The organism is Leifsonia xyli subsp. cynodontis, from assembly GCF_050632205.1.
In the GTDB taxonomy this organism is placed as follows: Bacteria; Actinomycetota; Actinomycetes; order Actinomycetales; family Microbacteriaceae; genus Leifsonia; species Leifsonia xyli_D.
The window spans coordinates 3,242,099-3,256,779 of record NZ_CP192578.1; the positions used below are offsets into that span (position 1 = coordinate 3,242,099).

Annotated in this window: 20 protein-coding genes; 10 read left to right on the forward strand and 10 right to left on the reverse strand. The window is 72.6% G+C overall.

Annotated elements, in window-relative coordinates; all coding sequences use genetic code 11:
* The first annotated feature begins 21 nt into the window (after positions 1-21).
* Positions 22-1,275, forward strand: coding sequence for an MFS transporter (locus ACQ86M_RS16220; protein ID WP_431246180.1), 1,254 nt, complete (start codon positions 22-24; stop codon positions 1,273-1,275).
* Here ACQ86M_RS16220 and ACQ86M_RS16225 read toward each other — a convergent pair.
* On the reverse strand, positions 1,259-2,278 hold the full coding sequence (locus ACQ86M_RS16225) for an NADPH:quinone reductase (RefSeq protein ID WP_431246181.1): 1,020 nt from the start codon (positions 2,276-2,278) through the stop codon (positions 1,259-1,261). The two genes, ACQ86M_RS16220 and ACQ86M_RS16225, sit on opposite strands and share 17 nt — an antisense overlap.
* A gap of 56 nt (positions 2,279-2,334) precedes the next feature.
* Positions 2,335-3,522, reverse strand: a complete 1,188-nt coding sequence (locus tag ACQ86M_RS16230) for a MarP family serine protease (RefSeq protein WP_431246182.1) — start codon at positions 3,520-3,522, stop codon at positions 2,335-2,337.
* A gap of 136 nt (positions 3,523-3,658) precedes the next feature.
* Here ACQ86M_RS16230 and ACQ86M_RS16235 point away from each other — a divergent pair, with 136 nt between their 5' ends.
* Complete coding sequence (locus ACQ86M_RS16235; protein WP_431246183.1) at positions 3,659-3,802, forward strand: hypothetical protein; 144 nt, start codon at positions 3,659-3,661, stop codon at positions 3,800-3,802.
* Here ACQ86M_RS16235 and ACQ86M_RS16240 read toward each other — a convergent pair.
* From ACQ86M_RS16240 to ACQ86M_RS16250, 3 genes are read right to left on the reverse strand one after another with little or no spacing between them, the layout of a single operon-like run.
* Positions 3,799-3,942, reverse strand: coding sequence for a hypothetical protein (locus ACQ86M_RS16240; protein WP_431219641.1), 144 nt, complete (start codon positions 3,940-3,942; stop codon positions 3,799-3,801). The genes ACQ86M_RS16235 and ACQ86M_RS16240 overlap by 4 nt on opposite strands.
* A 40-nt stretch (positions 3,943-3,982) precedes the next feature.
* On the reverse strand, positions 3,983-4,660 hold the full coding sequence (locus tag ACQ86M_RS16245; protein ID WP_431246184.1) for a copper resistance CopC family protein: 678 nt from the start codon (positions 4,658-4,660) through the stop codon (positions 3,983-3,985).
* Positions 4,657-5,394, reverse strand: coding sequence for a YcnI family protein (locus ACQ86M_RS16250; RefSeq protein WP_431246185.1), 738 nt, complete (start codon positions 5,392-5,394; stop codon positions 4,657-4,659). Before ACQ86M_RS16250 ends, ACQ86M_RS16245 begins: the two co-directional genes overlap by 4 nt.
* Before the next feature lie 829 nt (positions 5,395-6,223).
* On the opposite strand from ACQ86M_RS16250, the gene ACQ86M_RS16255 reads away from it, so the two are divergent.
* From ACQ86M_RS16255 to ACQ86M_RS16270, 4 genes are all read left to right on the forward strand, one after another.
* Complete coding sequence (locus ACQ86M_RS16255; RefSeq protein ID WP_431219644.1) at positions 6,224-6,880, forward strand: response regulator; 657 nt, start codon at positions 6,224-6,226, stop codon at positions 6,878-6,880.
* Positions 6,881-6,882: 2 nt separating this feature from the next.
* Entirely contained in the window at positions 6,883-7,722 is an 840-nt protein-coding gene (locus tag ACQ86M_RS16260) for a hypothetical protein (RefSeq protein ID WP_431246186.1), read from the forward strand.
* 2 nt (positions 7,723-7,724) lie between these two features.
* Complete coding sequence (locus ACQ86M_RS16265) at positions 7,725-8,561, forward strand: hypothetical protein (RefSeq protein WP_431246187.1); 837 nt, start codon at positions 7,725-7,727, stop codon at positions 8,559-8,561.
* 614 nt (positions 8,562-9,175) lie between these two features.
* The gene (locus ACQ86M_RS16270) at positions 9,176-9,883 is read left to right on the forward strand and encodes a hypothetical protein (RefSeq protein ID WP_431219646.1); all 708 of its coding nucleotides are present in this window, start codon (positions 9,176-9,178) and stop codon (positions 9,881-9,883) included.
* A gap of 3 nt (positions 9,884-9,886) precedes the next feature.
* On the opposite strand, the gene ACQ86M_RS16275 is transcribed toward ACQ86M_RS16270, so the two are convergent.
* From ACQ86M_RS16275 to ACQ86M_RS16290, 4 genes are read right to left on the reverse strand one after another with little or no spacing between them, the layout of a single operon-like run.
* The gene (locus ACQ86M_RS16275; RefSeq protein WP_431219647.1) at positions 9,887-10,543 is read right to left on the reverse strand and encodes an NUDIX domain-containing protein; all 657 of its coding nucleotides are present in this window, start codon (positions 10,541-10,543) and stop codon (positions 9,887-9,889) included.
* Positions 10,544-10,552: 9 nt separating this feature from the next.
* The gene (locus ACQ86M_RS16280) at positions 10,553-11,635 is read right to left on the reverse strand and encodes a YihY/virulence factor BrkB family protein (RefSeq protein WP_431219648.1); all 1,083 of its coding nucleotides are present in this window, start codon (positions 11,633-11,635) and stop codon (positions 10,553-10,555) included.
* Positions 11,625-11,903, reverse strand: coding sequence for a hypothetical protein (locus ACQ86M_RS16285; protein WP_431246188.1), 279 nt, complete (start codon positions 11,901-11,903; stop codon positions 11,625-11,627). The genes ACQ86M_RS16280 and ACQ86M_RS16285 overlap by 11 nt, the downstream gene beginning before the upstream one ends.
* A complete protein-coding gene (locus ACQ86M_RS16290; RefSeq protein WP_431219650.1) occupies positions 11,900-12,328 on the reverse strand; it encodes a phage holin family protein in 429 nt (142 codons plus the stop codon). Before ACQ86M_RS16290 ends, ACQ86M_RS16285 begins: the two co-directional genes overlap by 4 nt.
* 86 nt (positions 12,329-12,414) lie before the next feature.
* On the opposite strand from ACQ86M_RS16290, the gene ACQ86M_RS16295 reads away from it, so the two are divergent.
* From ACQ86M_RS16295 to crcB, 3 genes are read left to right on the forward strand one after another with little or no spacing between them, the layout of a single operon-like run.
* Positions 12,415-12,942, forward strand: coding sequence for a universal stress protein (locus ACQ86M_RS16295; protein WP_431219651.1), 528 nt, complete (start codon positions 12,415-12,417; stop codon positions 12,940-12,942).
* Positions 12,939-13,385: a fluoride efflux transporter FluC gene (locus ACQ86M_RS16300; protein ID WP_431246189.1), complete on the forward strand. Its 447-nt coding sequence runs from the start codon at positions 12,939-12,941 to the stop codon at positions 13,383-13,385. The genes ACQ86M_RS16295 and ACQ86M_RS16300 overlap by 4 nt, the downstream gene beginning before the upstream one ends.
* Positions 13,382-13,759 (forward strand): fluoride efflux transporter CrcB, encoded by a 378-nt coding sequence (crcB, locus tag ACQ86M_RS16305; protein WP_431246190.1) that lies wholly within the window; start codon positions 13,382-13,384, stop codon positions 13,757-13,759. The genes ACQ86M_RS16300 and crcB overlap by 4 nt, the downstream gene beginning before the upstream one ends.
* A 10-nt stretch (positions 13,760-13,769) precedes the next feature.
* Here the strand turns inward: crcB and ACQ86M_RS16310 are convergent, their stop codons facing one another.
* The gene (locus ACQ86M_RS16310) at positions 13,770-14,132 is read right to left on the reverse strand and encodes a nuclear transport factor 2 family protein (RefSeq protein ID WP_431219654.1); all 363 of its coding nucleotides are present in this window, start codon (positions 14,130-14,132) and stop codon (positions 13,770-13,772) included.
* A gap of 46 nt (positions 14,133-14,178) precedes the next feature.
* Between ACQ86M_RS16310 and ACQ86M_RS16315 the strand changes: the two genes are divergently transcribed.
* The gene (locus tag ACQ86M_RS16315) at positions 14,179-14,679 is read left to right on the forward strand and encodes a hypothetical protein (RefSeq protein WP_431246191.1); all 501 of its coding nucleotides are present in this window, start codon (positions 14,179-14,181) and stop codon (positions 14,677-14,679) included.
* Positions 14,680-14,681: the final 2 nt, after the last annotated feature.

Consider the following 14,681-nt stretch of genomic DNA (forward strand, 5'->3'; position numbering starts at 1 on the left):
GAATTGCTTTAAGGAGCCGACATGACCACAGCCGAAGACACCCGCACCGGCGGCATCCTCGCCGTCCGGCCGACGCCGTCTGCACGCCGCACCCGTGGCTTGCGCCTGCGCCCGGTGGCCGCGTTCGCCGGCACGTCCCTCGCGTTCGTCGCCGTCGCGCTCGCCGTGGGCGCCCCGAGCCCGCTCTTCGTGCTGTACGAACAGGAGTGGGGCTTCCAGCCGTGGCTGCTGACCGTAGCCTTCGCCATCTACGCAGTGACCCTGCTGATCACACTGCTCATCGCCGGCTCGCTCTCCGACCACATCGGACGGCGTCCCGTGCTGATCGGAGCGCTGGCGCTGCAGGTGGTCGCCATGCTGATCTTCCTGTTCGCGCCCGACATCGGCTGGATCATCGGCGCTCGCTCGGTTCAGGGCGTCGCCACCGGCGCCGCGATGAGCACATTCACCGCCGCCCTGGTGGAGCTGGCGCCCGAGCGCCAGAAGAAGCTGGGCGCCACCATCGGCAGCACGGCGCCGGTCGGCGGCATCGCGGTCGGCGCGTTCCTGACCGGCCTCGCGGTGCAGTTCGTCCCGCAGCCGACCACGCTCGTGTTCGTCGCCCTCGCGCTGCTGTTCGCGGCCGGGATCCTCGTCATCATCGCATCGCCCGAGACCGTGCAGCGCCGCCCCGGGGCCGCGCGGTCGCTGATCCCTCGCCTCCTCGTCCCGCGCGCCGCGCGCAGCGAGTTCCTCGGGGCGATCCCGCTCTTCCTCGCCACGTGGATGCTGGCCGGCCTGTTCATCGGGCTGTCGCCGTCCATCCTGCACGGCGTGTTCCACCTCGACAGCGGTCTGCTCAACGGCGCGATCGTCGCCGCACCGCCCGCAGTGGGCGCCACCGCCGGGCTGCTGCTCACGCGGGCGCCGGCGCGCCGGACCGTGGTGTGGTCGATGGCCGCCATCGTGCTCGGCGTCGCCGTCGCCGCGGTGGGGATCGCCGGGGCCATCCTGCCGCTGCTGTTCGCCGGGGCGGTCATCGCCGGGGGCGGGTTCGGCGCCGGCTTCTCGGGGATGCTGCGCATCCTGGCGCCGCTCGCGCCGAACGACCAGCGCGCGGAGCTCTTCGCCGCGGTGTTCCTGGTCAGCTACCTCGCGTACGGCCTCCCGGCGCTGGTCGCCGGGGAGCTGATCGGCACGATCGGCCTGCTGCCGACCGCGCTCGGCTACTCCGCCGCGATCGCGATCGCATCGGTCGTCGCCCTCGTCGTTCAGGCGCTCAGATCACGTCGATGAGCACCTTGCCCACGACGCCGTCCTCCACGGCGTCGTGGGCCGCCGCCGTCTGATCCAGGAGAAAGCGGGTGATCGGGAGGCCGTGTTCGGCGCCCACGCGCAGGGCCCCGTCGGCCGCGGCGGCCGCGACGGCGCGCACCGCCGCATCCTTCGTCCCGTCGTCCACCGTGTAGGTGAGCACGAACTGCCAGCGCAGGTTCTTCGACATGCTGGGCCGCACCGGGATGGTCACGGAGTCCTGCCCCGGTGCGTCTGCGTAGCTCGCGATGGTGGCGTTCGCGCCGGCGACCTTGACGTCGAGTTCGGCGTTCGCGATGACGTTGACCTCCACCACGATGTCCACGCCGCGCGGGGCCAGCGCCCCGATCGCCTGCGCGGTGTCCGGGTCGGTGTAATCGACGACGTGGTGGGCGCCGGCGGCCCGCGCAAGCTGCACCTTGTCGTGGCTGCTGACGGTTGCGATCACGGTCGCGCCGGCCCACACCGCGAGCTGGATGGCCGCGTGGCCCACCGCGCCCGCGCCGCCGGCGACCAGCACGGTGCGACCGTCCAGTGAGCCAGGGGCCAGCTCCGCCGGCGCGTGCTCGTAGGCGGTCAGCGCCCGGTGGGCGGTCAGGGCCGGGATGCCGAACGACGCGCCCTCGTCGAAGCTCACGTCATCGGGCAGGGCGACCACGTGCCGGACCGGGAGCACCACGAGCTCCTGCGCCGTGCCGTCCGGGCGCTGGTAGGCCGCATCCCACACCCACACCCGGTCGCCGGGCGCGAACGCGGTGACCCCGTCTCCCACCTCGTCGACCACTCCGGCGCCGTCCTGGTTCGGGACCTGCGGCCGGGGCAGCTCCCTCGAGCCGCTGCCGCGCCGGGCCTTCCAGTCGGTCGGGTTGACGCCCGAGACGTGGATGCGCACGCGCACCTCGCCGGGGCCGGCGTGCGGCTCCTCCCGCTCGCCGAGGGTGAGGACGCCGGAGTCGCCGGTGCTGGAGTAGCTGACAGCCTTCATGGCACCAGCCAACCATGAGCGGCGCCGCCGGGCGAGCGGCCCACGGACGTCGCGAGTCAGCCGGCCGAGCAGGCGCCCGAGCTGATCGGCGCCGAGCCGACCGATGAGAGCACCGGCCGGAGCTCGGTGAGCGTCAGCGCGTAGCCGGTGTCGCCGTCGGTCGCGCTGCGGGCGAAGACGACACCCGCGACCTGGCCGTTGCCGTCGAGCAGCGGGCCGCCCGAGTTGCCGGGGCGCACGACGCCGCGCAGCGAGTAGATGTCTCGGTCGACGCTGCCGCTCTGGTAGATGTCCGTGCCGCGGGCGGTGACCCGGTCGCGCACCCGCTGCGGCGAGACGGTGAACGGACCGTTGCCGGGGTAGCCGGCGGCGTAGGCGGCGGCCCCCGCCGTGAGATCGGGGCCGATGTCGAGCGCCGGGGCGTTGAGGTCGGTCACGTCGAGCACGGCGAGGTCGCGCGACGGGTCGAAGGCCACGAGGGTGGCGCGGTCGACGGTGCCGCTTCCGGCCTCCCGGACGACGACGGAGGACGCTCCGGCCACCACGTGCGCGTTGGTCACGACGCGACCGCGCTGCACGACCCATCCGCTGCCCTCGGAGTCGACCCCGCAGGCGGGCTTCGAGGCGAGCACCGTCACGACCGACTGCTGTGAGTTCGCGACCGCCGCCGGCACGGACGCGTCGGGTTCGGGCACGGCCCGGATCGGCTCGCCGCCCTCGAAGACCTTCGGCAGCCCGGCGCCGGCCAGAGCGTCGTCCACCGCGCCGAGGACCGTGGAGGACGGCAGCGGAGCCATTCCGTCGAGGGTCGCGACGACCCGCGACGAGTTCGCGGCCTGCACGACGGTCGCGAGGCCCGTCGCCATGGCGAAGCCGGCGAGCAGCCAGACGACGACCGCCCAGGTCAGGAGGCCGAGCACAGCGCCGATCAGAGAGTCCAGCCAGCGGATGGGGCCGTGCCGCAGCAGCTTGCCGACGATGCTCGCCAGCGCACCGACCAGCGCGTACACGACGCCGGCGCAGACCAGGATGACGATCGCGGCCACCACGGAGCGCTCCGTGACCGCGCCGTACCCGTTGGAGGCGGTCCAGCCGACGACGAGCGGGGCGAGCGTCAGGCCCAGCCACAGGCCCAGTCCCAGCCCGATCAGGGTTCCGGCCGAACGGATGGCGCCCTTGCTCCACCCTGCGGCGATCGCGATGATGGCGAGCACCACGAGCACGACGTCGACCACGATCTCCACGCGCCCCACCCTGCCCCACGAGACTGTGCGACTGCTCAACCCCGCGTGAGCATCCTCTGCTCGCGGACCCCTGTCGGCGGTCGCGTCAGAAGACTACCGTCCGCTTTCACAGCCCATCCGCGACGAAGGAGGCACCATGTCGGATCCCCGGGCCAACGGCGACGACGAGCGCGAGGACCTCGCGCCGGGCGAACGTCAGTACACGAGTGCGGATCTGACGGCGCACGACCCCGAGGAGGGGCAGCTCGACGAGTCAGGCGACCGGGCCTCCGGCGACTAGAGCCGCCCGTCCTCCTCGTCGCCGTCGTCCACGGATTCCGGGGCGGGCTGCTGGACCGGCACGATGTCGGGATCCATCTGCTCCTCCGGGACGACGTCCGGGAAGTCGGTTGCCTGCTGTTCGCTGGTCTGTCTGGCCATGGGCGAACGCTACGCCTGCGGCGGGGGCGAGGATAGCCCCTCACACCCCGTCGTCGGGCGGAGTCGCGCCGTCCGATGGCGTCCGCCGCGCGGTGAGAAGCACGATGACCACGCCGATCACCGCCAGCACGACGATCGCGATCGCGATGCCGATGACCAGGCCCAGGTCGGTGCCGTTCGACGCCGGGGCGGTCGGCTGCGCCGTGGACGCGCTGGCCGCCGGGGGAGCGGTGGAGACGGTTGCGCCGCTCGACGAGGACGCGCTCGGGGTCGAGGGTGCACCGCAGGGCGAGGCCTCCGTTCCCTTCGCGGCGGCCGTGCCGGCGGGCGGCTGGTATGTGAAGGCGTACGACGACGAGACCGTGTGACCATCCGCAGAGACGATCTGGTACGTGACCGTGTAGCTGCCGGCGTCTCCGAGCGCCACGGGTGCGCTGAGCTTCGTGTCCGCGGCGGTCGCGCAGCCGGTCTCGAAGTGGCGTGCAGCGGACCCCGGCCCGGTGACGGTCAGCAGGTTCGTCGATCCGTTGCCGGAGAGATCCAGCACCCGGTCGTTGAACGTCACCGTCACGGCCTGCAGCGGGGTGGTGACGGTGGAGTCGGCGGCCGGGTCGCTGCCCACCACGTAGTCGTGCGCATCCGCCGCTCCCGCGGGGGCCAGCGCGATGGCGGCGGCCGCTGCGATGGCGGCGGCCGCGGCGAGCATCCTGTTCCTCATCGCTGCACCTTACGCTCGGCGCCGCGACCGACGCGGGTCAGGGCGAACACCGCGATCACGAGGGCGATCGCGCCGAGCGCCAGCCCGCCGACGGCGAGGGCCAGGGAGACGACCGTCGAGGTCGTGCCGGCGGCAGCCGACTGCGGCGATGGCGCAGCCGTCGCGACCAGGGCGGGCGTGCTCCCCTCCGAGGGCGCGGGGTCGTCGATGTAGAGGGTGGGTGCGGGATGCTCGGGCTCGGCCCCCGACGCGGGTGTCGGCTGGTCCCAGTCCACCACCGAGCCGTCGGAGTAGTACTGGTGGGTCGGCAGGACGACGGAGCCGGTCTCCGGCACCGCGCCGGCCGAGATGGTGAAGCGCTGGAACTGGCCGGGAGCGACCTGCACGCCGCCGGCCGCCGTCCACGTGACGCGCACGGGCGCCTCGGTGATCGTGCCGTCGTCCGTCTTCACGGGTTTCGCGAGCTTCTCGGTGTCGACCGTGGTGGTCCATCCCGCGAGCGGCAGGTAGCTCACCGACGTGAACGGTGTCGCCGTGGGCAGGTCCACGACCAGCTTGACCGTTCCCGCGGTCGCGGACTCGGTCGGAACTTTGAACGTCAGATCGGTGTAGCTGCCCGGCGTCGCCCGGTCGGGGTCGACGTGGATGTGGGCGCTCGCGGCGAGCGGCGCGCCCGCCAGGAGCAGAGCGGTGGATGCCGCCGCGACGGACGCGGCGAACGTGGACTTCTTCATGGTTTTCCCTCAGAGCGTCGGATCGTCGATGAGCGCGGGCGCGACCCTGCGGCGACGACCCGGGTTCCGGGCGGCCGTCAGAGCGCGCAGGCGAACGCCGGCGGCCCGCGATGGCGGAGCCGGGCGAGGGGAGGCCGAGGTCGCGCAGGCGCACCGGCTCGGCAGTGGCCGGAGTGCCGACGCATGCGCGCACGAGCACGGGAATGACGACGAGGCGATCCGCAGCGCGGGCGACGCGAACCCGAGCGGTGTCGAACAGCCCCCAGAACGCCTGCTCGCCGAAGCGCAGCGCGATGACGGTCACCAGGACCGCGGTGGTGTGGGTGAGCCACATCGACGGGCTCAGCTCCGAGCCGTGCGTGGCGGGCATCGCACCGCCCGTCATGACGAGGTGGGCGCCCGCGTGCAGGTGCGTCATCCCGCCTGGTCCTGTGAAGTGTGCGGCACTCGCTCCGGCGCCCAAGGAGAAGAGCGCGTGGAAGAGGAACTGGCTCAGCGCGACTGCGGCGGTCAGCCGCCACAGCGACAGCCGTCGCGCGGTGAGGGCGACGGATCCGAGGGTGGCGAAGGCCATGCTGAGCGCGAGGGCGACCGGCCCGGGGGCCGAGCCTCCTCCGGCGACGTGGAACAGCGCGGCGACGAAGATGGCCGCGCTCGAGGCGAGCGCCCCGCGCGTCAGGCGAGCCCACCTCGATCCCATGCGCATCCTCCGTGTCGTCGGGGTCTTCGGAGCCAGTCTACGGATCGGATGCGCGGCGCCCCGGCGGGGCCCACAACGGGGGCCGCCTGCCCGACCGTGGGAGAGGCAACAGCGCGTTATCCTGTGCGGGTGGCGGACACGTGGCGGCGCAGGGTGCTGGTGGTCGAAGACCACGCCCTGATGCGCTCGCTCGTGGCGGACGCCTTCGGCCGGCGCGGCTTCGACGTGACACCGGCCGCCTCCACCGCCGAGGCGCTCGCGCTGGCGGAGAGCGCCGACCCGGACCTGCTCGTGACGGACATCGACCTGGGGCAGCGGCCCAACGGCGTCGAGCTCGCGACCATCCTGCGGGCGCGGGCTCCGCACGTCGCGGTCATGTTCCTCAGCAACCTCTCCCGCGAGGCGGCCGCGGCGCAGGCGCGCAGCGTCGTCGCCGGCGCCTCCTTCGTCAACAAGTCGGCCGTGGAGTCGGTCGAGGAGCTGGTGGATGCCGCGGAGGCGGTCCTCGCCGACCGCCCGGTGTCGCGGGAGTCCGCCGGAACCGACGCTCGCTCCCGCCTCCTCGCCCTCACCGCGGGCCAACTCGAGACCACGCGGCTGCTCGCGGCGGGGCTCACCAACGCCGAGATCGCCCGGCAGCGGAACGTCACCGTGCGGGCGGTCGAGAAGAGCGTCGAGCGGGTGTTCGCGGCGCTGGGCCTCGCGGGCGGCGAGCGGACGACCCCGCGCGTCGCCGCCGCCACCCTCTACACCGCGACGTTCGGCGATCCGGCGACGGGCCTCTGAGCGTGGCGACGACACTGCGCCGCTCCGTCGCGCGCGCCTTCGGCCCCTTCGCGATCACCTGGTGGACCTGGCTCGTCACCCTCCCCTTCGCGCTGACGGTCATGTCGGGCGTGCAGTACGTGCACGGCGGCCCGGCGGAGGTGCTCGCCGTCGCGGGACTGCAGCACGCGATCCTCGGCGGTCTGCTGCTCCTCGGGGCCGGCGTCCTGCGCCGCGTCGGGGGCCACGCGCGTCCCGTCGCCGTGATCGCGGTCTTCGCCCTGATCGGGGCCGCGCGCCCGGTGCTGTTCCTCGAAGCAGGTGGGTTGCTCGGCATTCCGGTCGTGACAGGCGACCTGGCCGGGCGGATGACGATCAACGTGGTCGTGGTCACGGTCATGTTCGCGCTCGTCGCTGCCGGCGTGGATCTGGTGCACGAGCATCGCGGAGTGTTCCGCCGGCTGAGAGCGGCGCAGAGCGCCGCGGACCGCGACGGGGACTGGGCGTCGGAACGCCTCGCCCGGCTGCGCAACACCGCGGTGGACGAGGTGATGACGGCCCTCGAGGATGCAGCAGAGACCGCCTCCGCTCACCGGATGGACCCCGCCGAGGCGGCAAGGCTGCTCCGTCGGCTGGCGGAGGACGTGGTCCGCCCCGCGAGCCACCGGGTGTACGACGACGAGGTCGGCGCGGGGACGCCCGAGCCGGAGCCGCCGCGCTTCGGCGAGTGGCCGGCATCCCTTCTCGCGGGCATGAGAGCCGCGCCTCCCGTCTCGACGGTGCTGCTGTTCACCGGCCTGGTGCTGCCGTTCGCCCTCATCCTCGTCGGCCCCGTCAGCATCCTCCCCTGGCGGTCGGCCTGATCGTGCTGGTCGGCGCGGGGGTGGGGATCAGCGCGCTGCCGCTCCCGAAGCCGGTCGTGCCGCGCGTGCTGGTGCTGGTGCTCCTCCAGGCGGCCGTCGGTGTGCTCCTGGCGGCGGTCTGCGCCCTCGGACTGCTTCTCGCAGGCGGTGATCCCTCCTGGGCATGGTTCCAGGCGATCACCTACCCCGTGGTCGCGCTCGCCGTCGCGTTCGTGGTCTCCCTCTCCATCCGGGTGCGGCAGGACCAGGCCGAGCTGGAGTCGGCCCTCCAGGCGAACATCGCCGCCACGGCACGCGTCCGCTCCGAGTACGAGCGTGAGCGCGCCGCCCTCGCCCGGCTGCTGCATGCCGGGGTGCAGTCGGAGCTCATCGCGGGCGCCCTGAGCCTCACCGCTTCGCCCGGCAACGGACCGGTGACGGCCGCCCAGCGCATCGCCGAGGTGGTCGGGCGTGCAGGGGAGGCGCTTCGCGGGGGAAACCAGGAGCCGCACGCGGCGGACGAGGTGCGCGCGCTGATCGACAGCTGGTCGTCGGCGATCGATCTGCGAGCCCGCATCGGCGACGCCGTCTGGGAGCGGCTCGGCGACCCGCAGCGCGCGTCCGCCGTCGTGGACACGCTGTCGGAGGGCCTCGCGAACGCGGTGCGGCACGGCGACGGGTCGGCGGTCGAGGTGGAACTGCGGCCGACCGGCGCCGACGGCGTGGAGCTGCTGATCCAGTCGGGCGGAGCCCTCGGCGCGACGCGGCCCGGTATCGGGCTGAGACAACTCGCAGAGCGTGGCACGGTGGCTCTGAGGGAGGCCGCCGGGCGTGTCGAACTCGCCGTCGTCATCCCCTGACCGGTCGCTGGGAACCCCGTCGTATCAGCCGTACCACCGGGCTTCAGCCGGGCCCGCGCGCCCTAGATTCCAGGGGACGGACAGTGTTGACGTCCCGGTCCCGGGTGGGGGCCCCCGCGTGACCCGAACGTGCGGGATGAGCCCCCTGCCGGGATCTATTCGTCTGTATTGATGGAACATCCAGCCGAAATCCGATAGAAAAGATCGGTACGCTTTCGCGCCCGCCCCAGGCGCTGCCCCCGACCGTCTCGTCCAGGAAGTACCCAGCAGCTTGCAGCAGTCCACTCCCCCGTGCGGTCTCGCCGCGCTCTCCGGGCACCCGTCGTGGTGGATGTGGACCAGCAGACGCAGATCTCGGACGACCCGGTCAGCGCGTTCACCACGCCGGAGGAGCTGACCGCGACGCAGGCCTTCCTGAGCCGCCGGGCCGCCCTCGAGGCGGAGCGCAGCCGGCCGCGCAAGCGCGAGCGCATCGTCGTCAAGCCCACCCGCGCCGAGCGGAGCCCGAAGGCCCCCGTGCCGCGCGGGCGCCGCGTCCGGCACGAATCGAGCGCCCGGCTCGACCGCCTCGCGCTCACGCCGAGCGCCGGCGCCTGGGTGTCCACGCGGTCGTCATGCTGGCGCTCGCCGCCTTCTTCGGCACCGCCGCCCTCCCCGCCTACGCGACCACGGGCGAGGGTTCGACCGTCGGCGCGGCCCGCACCGCCCTCGCGGTGCAGACGCTCACCGGCGGCGGCGTCACCCAGGTGGTCGCGCGTGACGGCCTCGACATCCAGGAGAGCCCGCAGGCGCTCGACTCGACCACGAACTCCACCGTGTCGCCGACGGTTCAGGCGCTCGCCGTGCAGATCATGGGGGCCGTGGCCTCCGGTCGTCTCGTCGGCTCGACGCCGAACCACATCCCCGAGATCGCCGACCTCGCCGAGGGTCGCGCCGTTCCGGGCTGCGGGGTCGACTACCGCGTGCTGCAGGCCATCTCGGTCGCCCTCGACAACTTCAACCAGGTGGGCGTCAGCGACATCAACCGGCGCTGCACCGGCCAGATCGAGGGCGCGGGAACCGACTCCGCGCACTACGCCGACGGCGGCGGCCACGCGGTCGACTTCTATCTGCTGAACGGCTCGCCGCTCACCGGTGGCGACGCCAAGTCGGTCGAGCTGATCAAGATCCTCGACCCGCTCGTGCCGGACGGCACGGGCCTCGGCCAGGTCGGCTGCCGCTCGTCGATGAGCCTGTCCAACTTCAAGCCGTTCGACGACACGTGCAACCACCTGCACATCGACTTCCTGCGGTCGTCCGGCCCGGCCCTCCGCTACGGCTGAGCCTCAACCGAAGAGGGTGAGCGCCGCCCACTGTACGAGGATGACCGTCTTGCCGTCCGCGATGCGGCCGTCGGCCACCCACTGCAGCGCCTCGTCGTAGGGCACGACGACCGGCTCGATCTCCTCGCCCTCCTCTTCCAGCCCGCCCCCGCCGGCGATCTCGCCCGGGAGGTACGGCGCCGCGTAGAAGTGCACGCGTTCGGTGACCGACCCGGGGCTCATGTACAGGTCGAACAGGTGCGTCAGCTCGCCGATCCGCACACCGAGCTCCTCGGCGGCCTCGCGGCGGATGGCCTCCTCCGGCCCGTCGCCGTCCAGCAGGCCACCGGCGGACTCGACCAGCATCCCGTCGGGGTGCCCGTTCACGTAGGCGGGGAACCGGAACTGCCGTGAGAGCAGCAGCGTGCGACCGACGGGGTCGTAGAGCAGCACGGTGGCTCCGTTGCCGCGGTCGTACGTCTCGCGGGCCTGCGTCGTCCAGACGCCGTCGCGGCCGCGGTAGTCGTATGTGGTACGGCGCAGCACGTGCCAGCCGTCCGAGGTGACCTCGACCTCGCGGATGCGCACGTCCGCGTTGCCGGTCAGGTCTCGTCCGGTGAGGTGAAGGCCGCTCCGGCCCCGGCTGTCGGGGATGTCGTGGCCGGGACGCGGATCGCTCATGCGACGAGCCTAGCGAGCCGCCTTCTGAGCCTGACCGGGCTGGGCTCGCCCCGGGCCGTAGCGCCGACGGATCTCGCGCGCCGCCAGGATGTCACCGGCGTGCACCTCGCGCCGCTTGACCAGGGCCTTGTCCGACTTGAGCGGCAGCCGCAGCACGTCGTCGGCCTCGATCCCGGCCACGAGCTCGCGGGCGCGCTCCGTCTCGGAGTCGAGCTCGGCGCCGAACAGCAGCGCGTTGTTCGCGATCCAGATCCACAGCAGGAAGACGATGATGCCGGCGAGCGTGCCGTACGTCTTGTCGTAGTTGCCGAAGTTGCCGACGTAGAACGCGAACCCGGCCGACGCGATGCCCAGCACGACGATCGCCGCGATCGAGCCGGGGGTGAGCCAGCGGAACCGCGTGTGCTTGACGTTCGGGGTGGATGCGTAGAGCACCGCCACGAGCAGGACGATGACGATGACCACGACCGGCCAGCGGAGGACGTTCCACGCCGCGACGAACGCCTCGCTCAGGCCGATGAACCCGCCGAGGAACTCGAGGACCGGACCGGAGACCACGAGCAGCAGCGCCAGCAGCGAGACACCGACGAGGGCCAGGAGCGTCACCCCGAGCTGCACCGGGCGCAGGGCGATGAACGTGCGCCCCTCCTGCACCCCGTACACGCGGTTGAGGGCGCGGCCGAAGGCGCCGACGTAGCCGGAGGCCGACCACACGGCGCCGACGATGCCGATCGCGAGCGCCCACCCGGTGGCCGGTGACGACGCGAGGCTCTCGATCGGGCCCTTCAGCACATCGGTCATTCCGGGGGCGAGGTCGTTGACCATCCCGAACAGCGCGTCGATGCCCGCCTGGCTCTGGCCGACGATGCCGAGGAGGCTCACCAGCGCGAGCAGCGCCGGGAACAGCGACAGCACGCCGAAGTACGTGAGCCCGGCGGCGAGGTCGGTCGCCTGATCGGTGGAGTAGCTGCGCATGGTGCGCTTGAGGATGAAGCCCCACGGCAGGCGGTACCAGGGGAGGCTGTTGTGGTCCTCGATCCGCCGCATCGCCTTCGCGCGGTCGCTGCCCACCCCGCCCCGGTCAGTGGGCACGCCCGCGCCTCCGCACCAGCAGGGTGGCGATCCCGGCGGCCCCGGCGGCCACGACCAGGAAGAGCCCGGTGAAGAAGGCGGGATGCGACCGGATCTGCACGCGGATGTTGAAGGTCGCGAAGAGGTCGTCGAGCGTGCTCGCAAGTTCTTCGCGCGTCACTTCGAGGTCGAGCTTGAGGGAGTTGATGCCCGCGCCCTTGGGGAGCGGCGGGCGGCCCGCGGGGCGCTCGCCCTCGCGGCTCACCGAGGGGACGGTCTCCGAGGTCACGGCTGTTCTCCCTTCAGGGCCTGCACGTCGGCGCGCATCTCGCTGCCGAGATCGTCCGGAACGGGCGGCAGGCCCTTCTTGAGGCTGCGCATCCCGATGAGGCCGAGCACGACCGCGATGACGATGAGGATGACGCCGACGATGATCGCGGACAGCCAGGCGGGCAGGATGAGCGCGAAGCCCAGCACCGCCGCCGTGATCAGCACCGCGAACGCGAAGAAGAGGAACAGCAACGCGCCGATGAGCAGGCCGGCGCCGATACCGGCGGCCTTCGCCTTCGCGGCCATCTCGGCCTTGAAGAGGGCCAGTTCGGTCGAGACGAGGCGGCGCAGCTGGGCCACGAGGTCGCGGGTCAGCTCCGGCAGCGGACGGAGCCCGCGGGTGGTGCGGCGGCGCTCCCGGGGCAGCGGTGGCGTGTCGGCCATCGGTTCGGGCTCCTCTCAGACGCTGTAACGCCGAACGTACCCCACGGCCACGCGCGAGTGAACCCGTGATGGTGCACACTAGGGGCATGAAGGGCAACGAGCTCGCGGGGCGGGGCGGCATCCTCGCGGCCGTGGTCCCCGGCCAGCCGGTCGCGGTGCTGGAGCAGGCCGCACGTCTGGCGGACGACCTGGACGTCCCGCTCGTGTGCGCGAACGTCGACCCCGACCGCTACGTCGTGTCGAACTACGTCGACGGAACGGTGGTCGCGCTGCCGTACGACCCGGACCTGCCGGAAACCGAGGAGGAGCGGTTCGACCCCGACCTGGAGGCGCACATCCGCACCGTGCTCGACGGCCGCGGCATCCCGTATTCGCTTCAGCAGCTCGCGGGCGACCCCGCCTGGTCGCTCGCCCGGCTGGCCGACGAACTGGACGCCCGCTACATCGTGGTCGGGACGCGCGAGGCCGGGCTGCGCGGCAGCCTGCGCGAGTTCTTCAACGGCTCCGTCGCGATCCACCTGGCGCACCGCCAGCACCGTCCTGTGATCGTCGTTCCGCTCAACCCCGTCCCGGGAGCCCAGCGCTTCCCGTGGGAAGACCCGCCGGCCCAGTGACGCCGGACCGTCACGGAGCGCCGCTGCATCTTCGGCCGCGCTCGCTCCTGTTCGTCTTCCTCGGCGGCGCCCTCGGCACGGCCGTCCGGTATCTGCTCACCCTCGCCGTCCCTCCGGTCGGCGGGGTTCCGCTGATCACGCTGCTCATCAACGTCACCGGCGCGTTCATCCTCGGCTGGCTGTTGCAGACGCTGGCCCAGCAGGGACCGGACGAGGGCGCGCGTCGCGACGTGCGCCTGTTCGCGGGCACCGGAATCCTCGGCGGCTATACGACGTACAGCTCGCTCGCGGTCGACACGGACGGCCTCATCGCCGCGCAGAGCGTCGGGCTCAGCGTCCTCTACGCCACCGCCACGATCGTCATCGGCGCCGCCGCGTCGGTCGCCGGGATCGCGCTGGCATCGGGTATCGCGCGCCGCCGCGCGGATCGGGATCGCGGATGACGGGGTTGCTCGTGCTGGCCGTCGCGGCGGCCGGCGGCGTCGGCGCGGTCGCGCGGCTCGTCGTCGACGGAGCTCTGCGGGCGTGGCTGCGGGTCGGCTTCCCGATCGGGACGACGATCATCAACGTCACGGGATCGTTCCTGCTGGGGCTCGTGACCGGGCTCGCGCTCGCGCACGGCCTGCCGCCCGAGTGGCGTGCGGTGCTCGGCACCGGGTTCCTCGGCGGGTACACCACCTTCAGCACCGCCAGCTACGAGACCGTGCGTCTTGCGCAGCAGCGGCGCTACCGGGCCGCCCTGGTGAACGGCGTGGGGATGCTGGCGCTGGCGCTCGCCGCTGCCGGCCTCGGGCTATGGCTGGGCCAGCTGGCCTGACCCCGCTCGGTCAGCCCAGGTCGGCTTCCTGCTCCATCCACCACTCGGTGAACTCCTCGGCGCGGCCATCCTCCGCCAGGCGGACGATCCACAGGTTGCTGTAGATGGGGCCGTCGTCGTAGTCGGTGACGCCCTCGACGAAGTACACCGGACCGTCCTGGCCGAGCAGCCGCCACTCGAAGGTCGTGGTGCCCGGGTCGTCCTGCGCCTCGAGCCAGCCCTCGACGATCTCCGCGTGCCCGTCCCAGGGCTCGGCGAACGGTTCGGTGCGGTAGCTCGCGTCCTCGGTGAACAGGGCTCTGATGTCGTCGGACTCGTTGCTCTCCCATGCGCGCCGGTACAGCTCGATCCAGTTGGTGATCGCGTCCGCCATGCCCCCGTTATACGCCCTGGCCGCGACGCGCCGCTACGCTGGCGGCATGCTGGAGCCGTTCGCTTCGTGGTCCGAGTTCAATGTGGCGGTCGCCGGGGCCGGCGCGGCGCTCGGCGGCCTCCTGATCGTCGCCCTGTCGGTCAACATCCGGATGATCGCCGAGTCGCGGGGACTGGCCGCACGCGCCAGCGCCTCCATCGCGTCGCTCATCCTCGGCGTGGCCCTGTGCTGTGCGGCGCTCATCCCCGGCCAGGTGCCGGTCGGATACGGCGTCCAGGTGCTGGTGGGAACGGCGCTCTGCGGCGTCGTCGTGGTGCGGTCGGCGCTCGCCGTGCAGCGGGATGCGGTGCAGACCGGGTTCCGGAGGTGGACGGCCGAACGCGTCGCGCTGTTCTCCGTCCCGCCCGCGGCCTATGCGATCGGGGGAGTGCTCCTGGTTGCGGGCGCCGAGACGGGCGGGCTCGTGTTCGTGGCGGTGGGTACCATCCTGGCCATCATCACGACCGTGCTGTTCTCATGGGTGGCGCTGGTCGAAGTGCTGCGCTGACC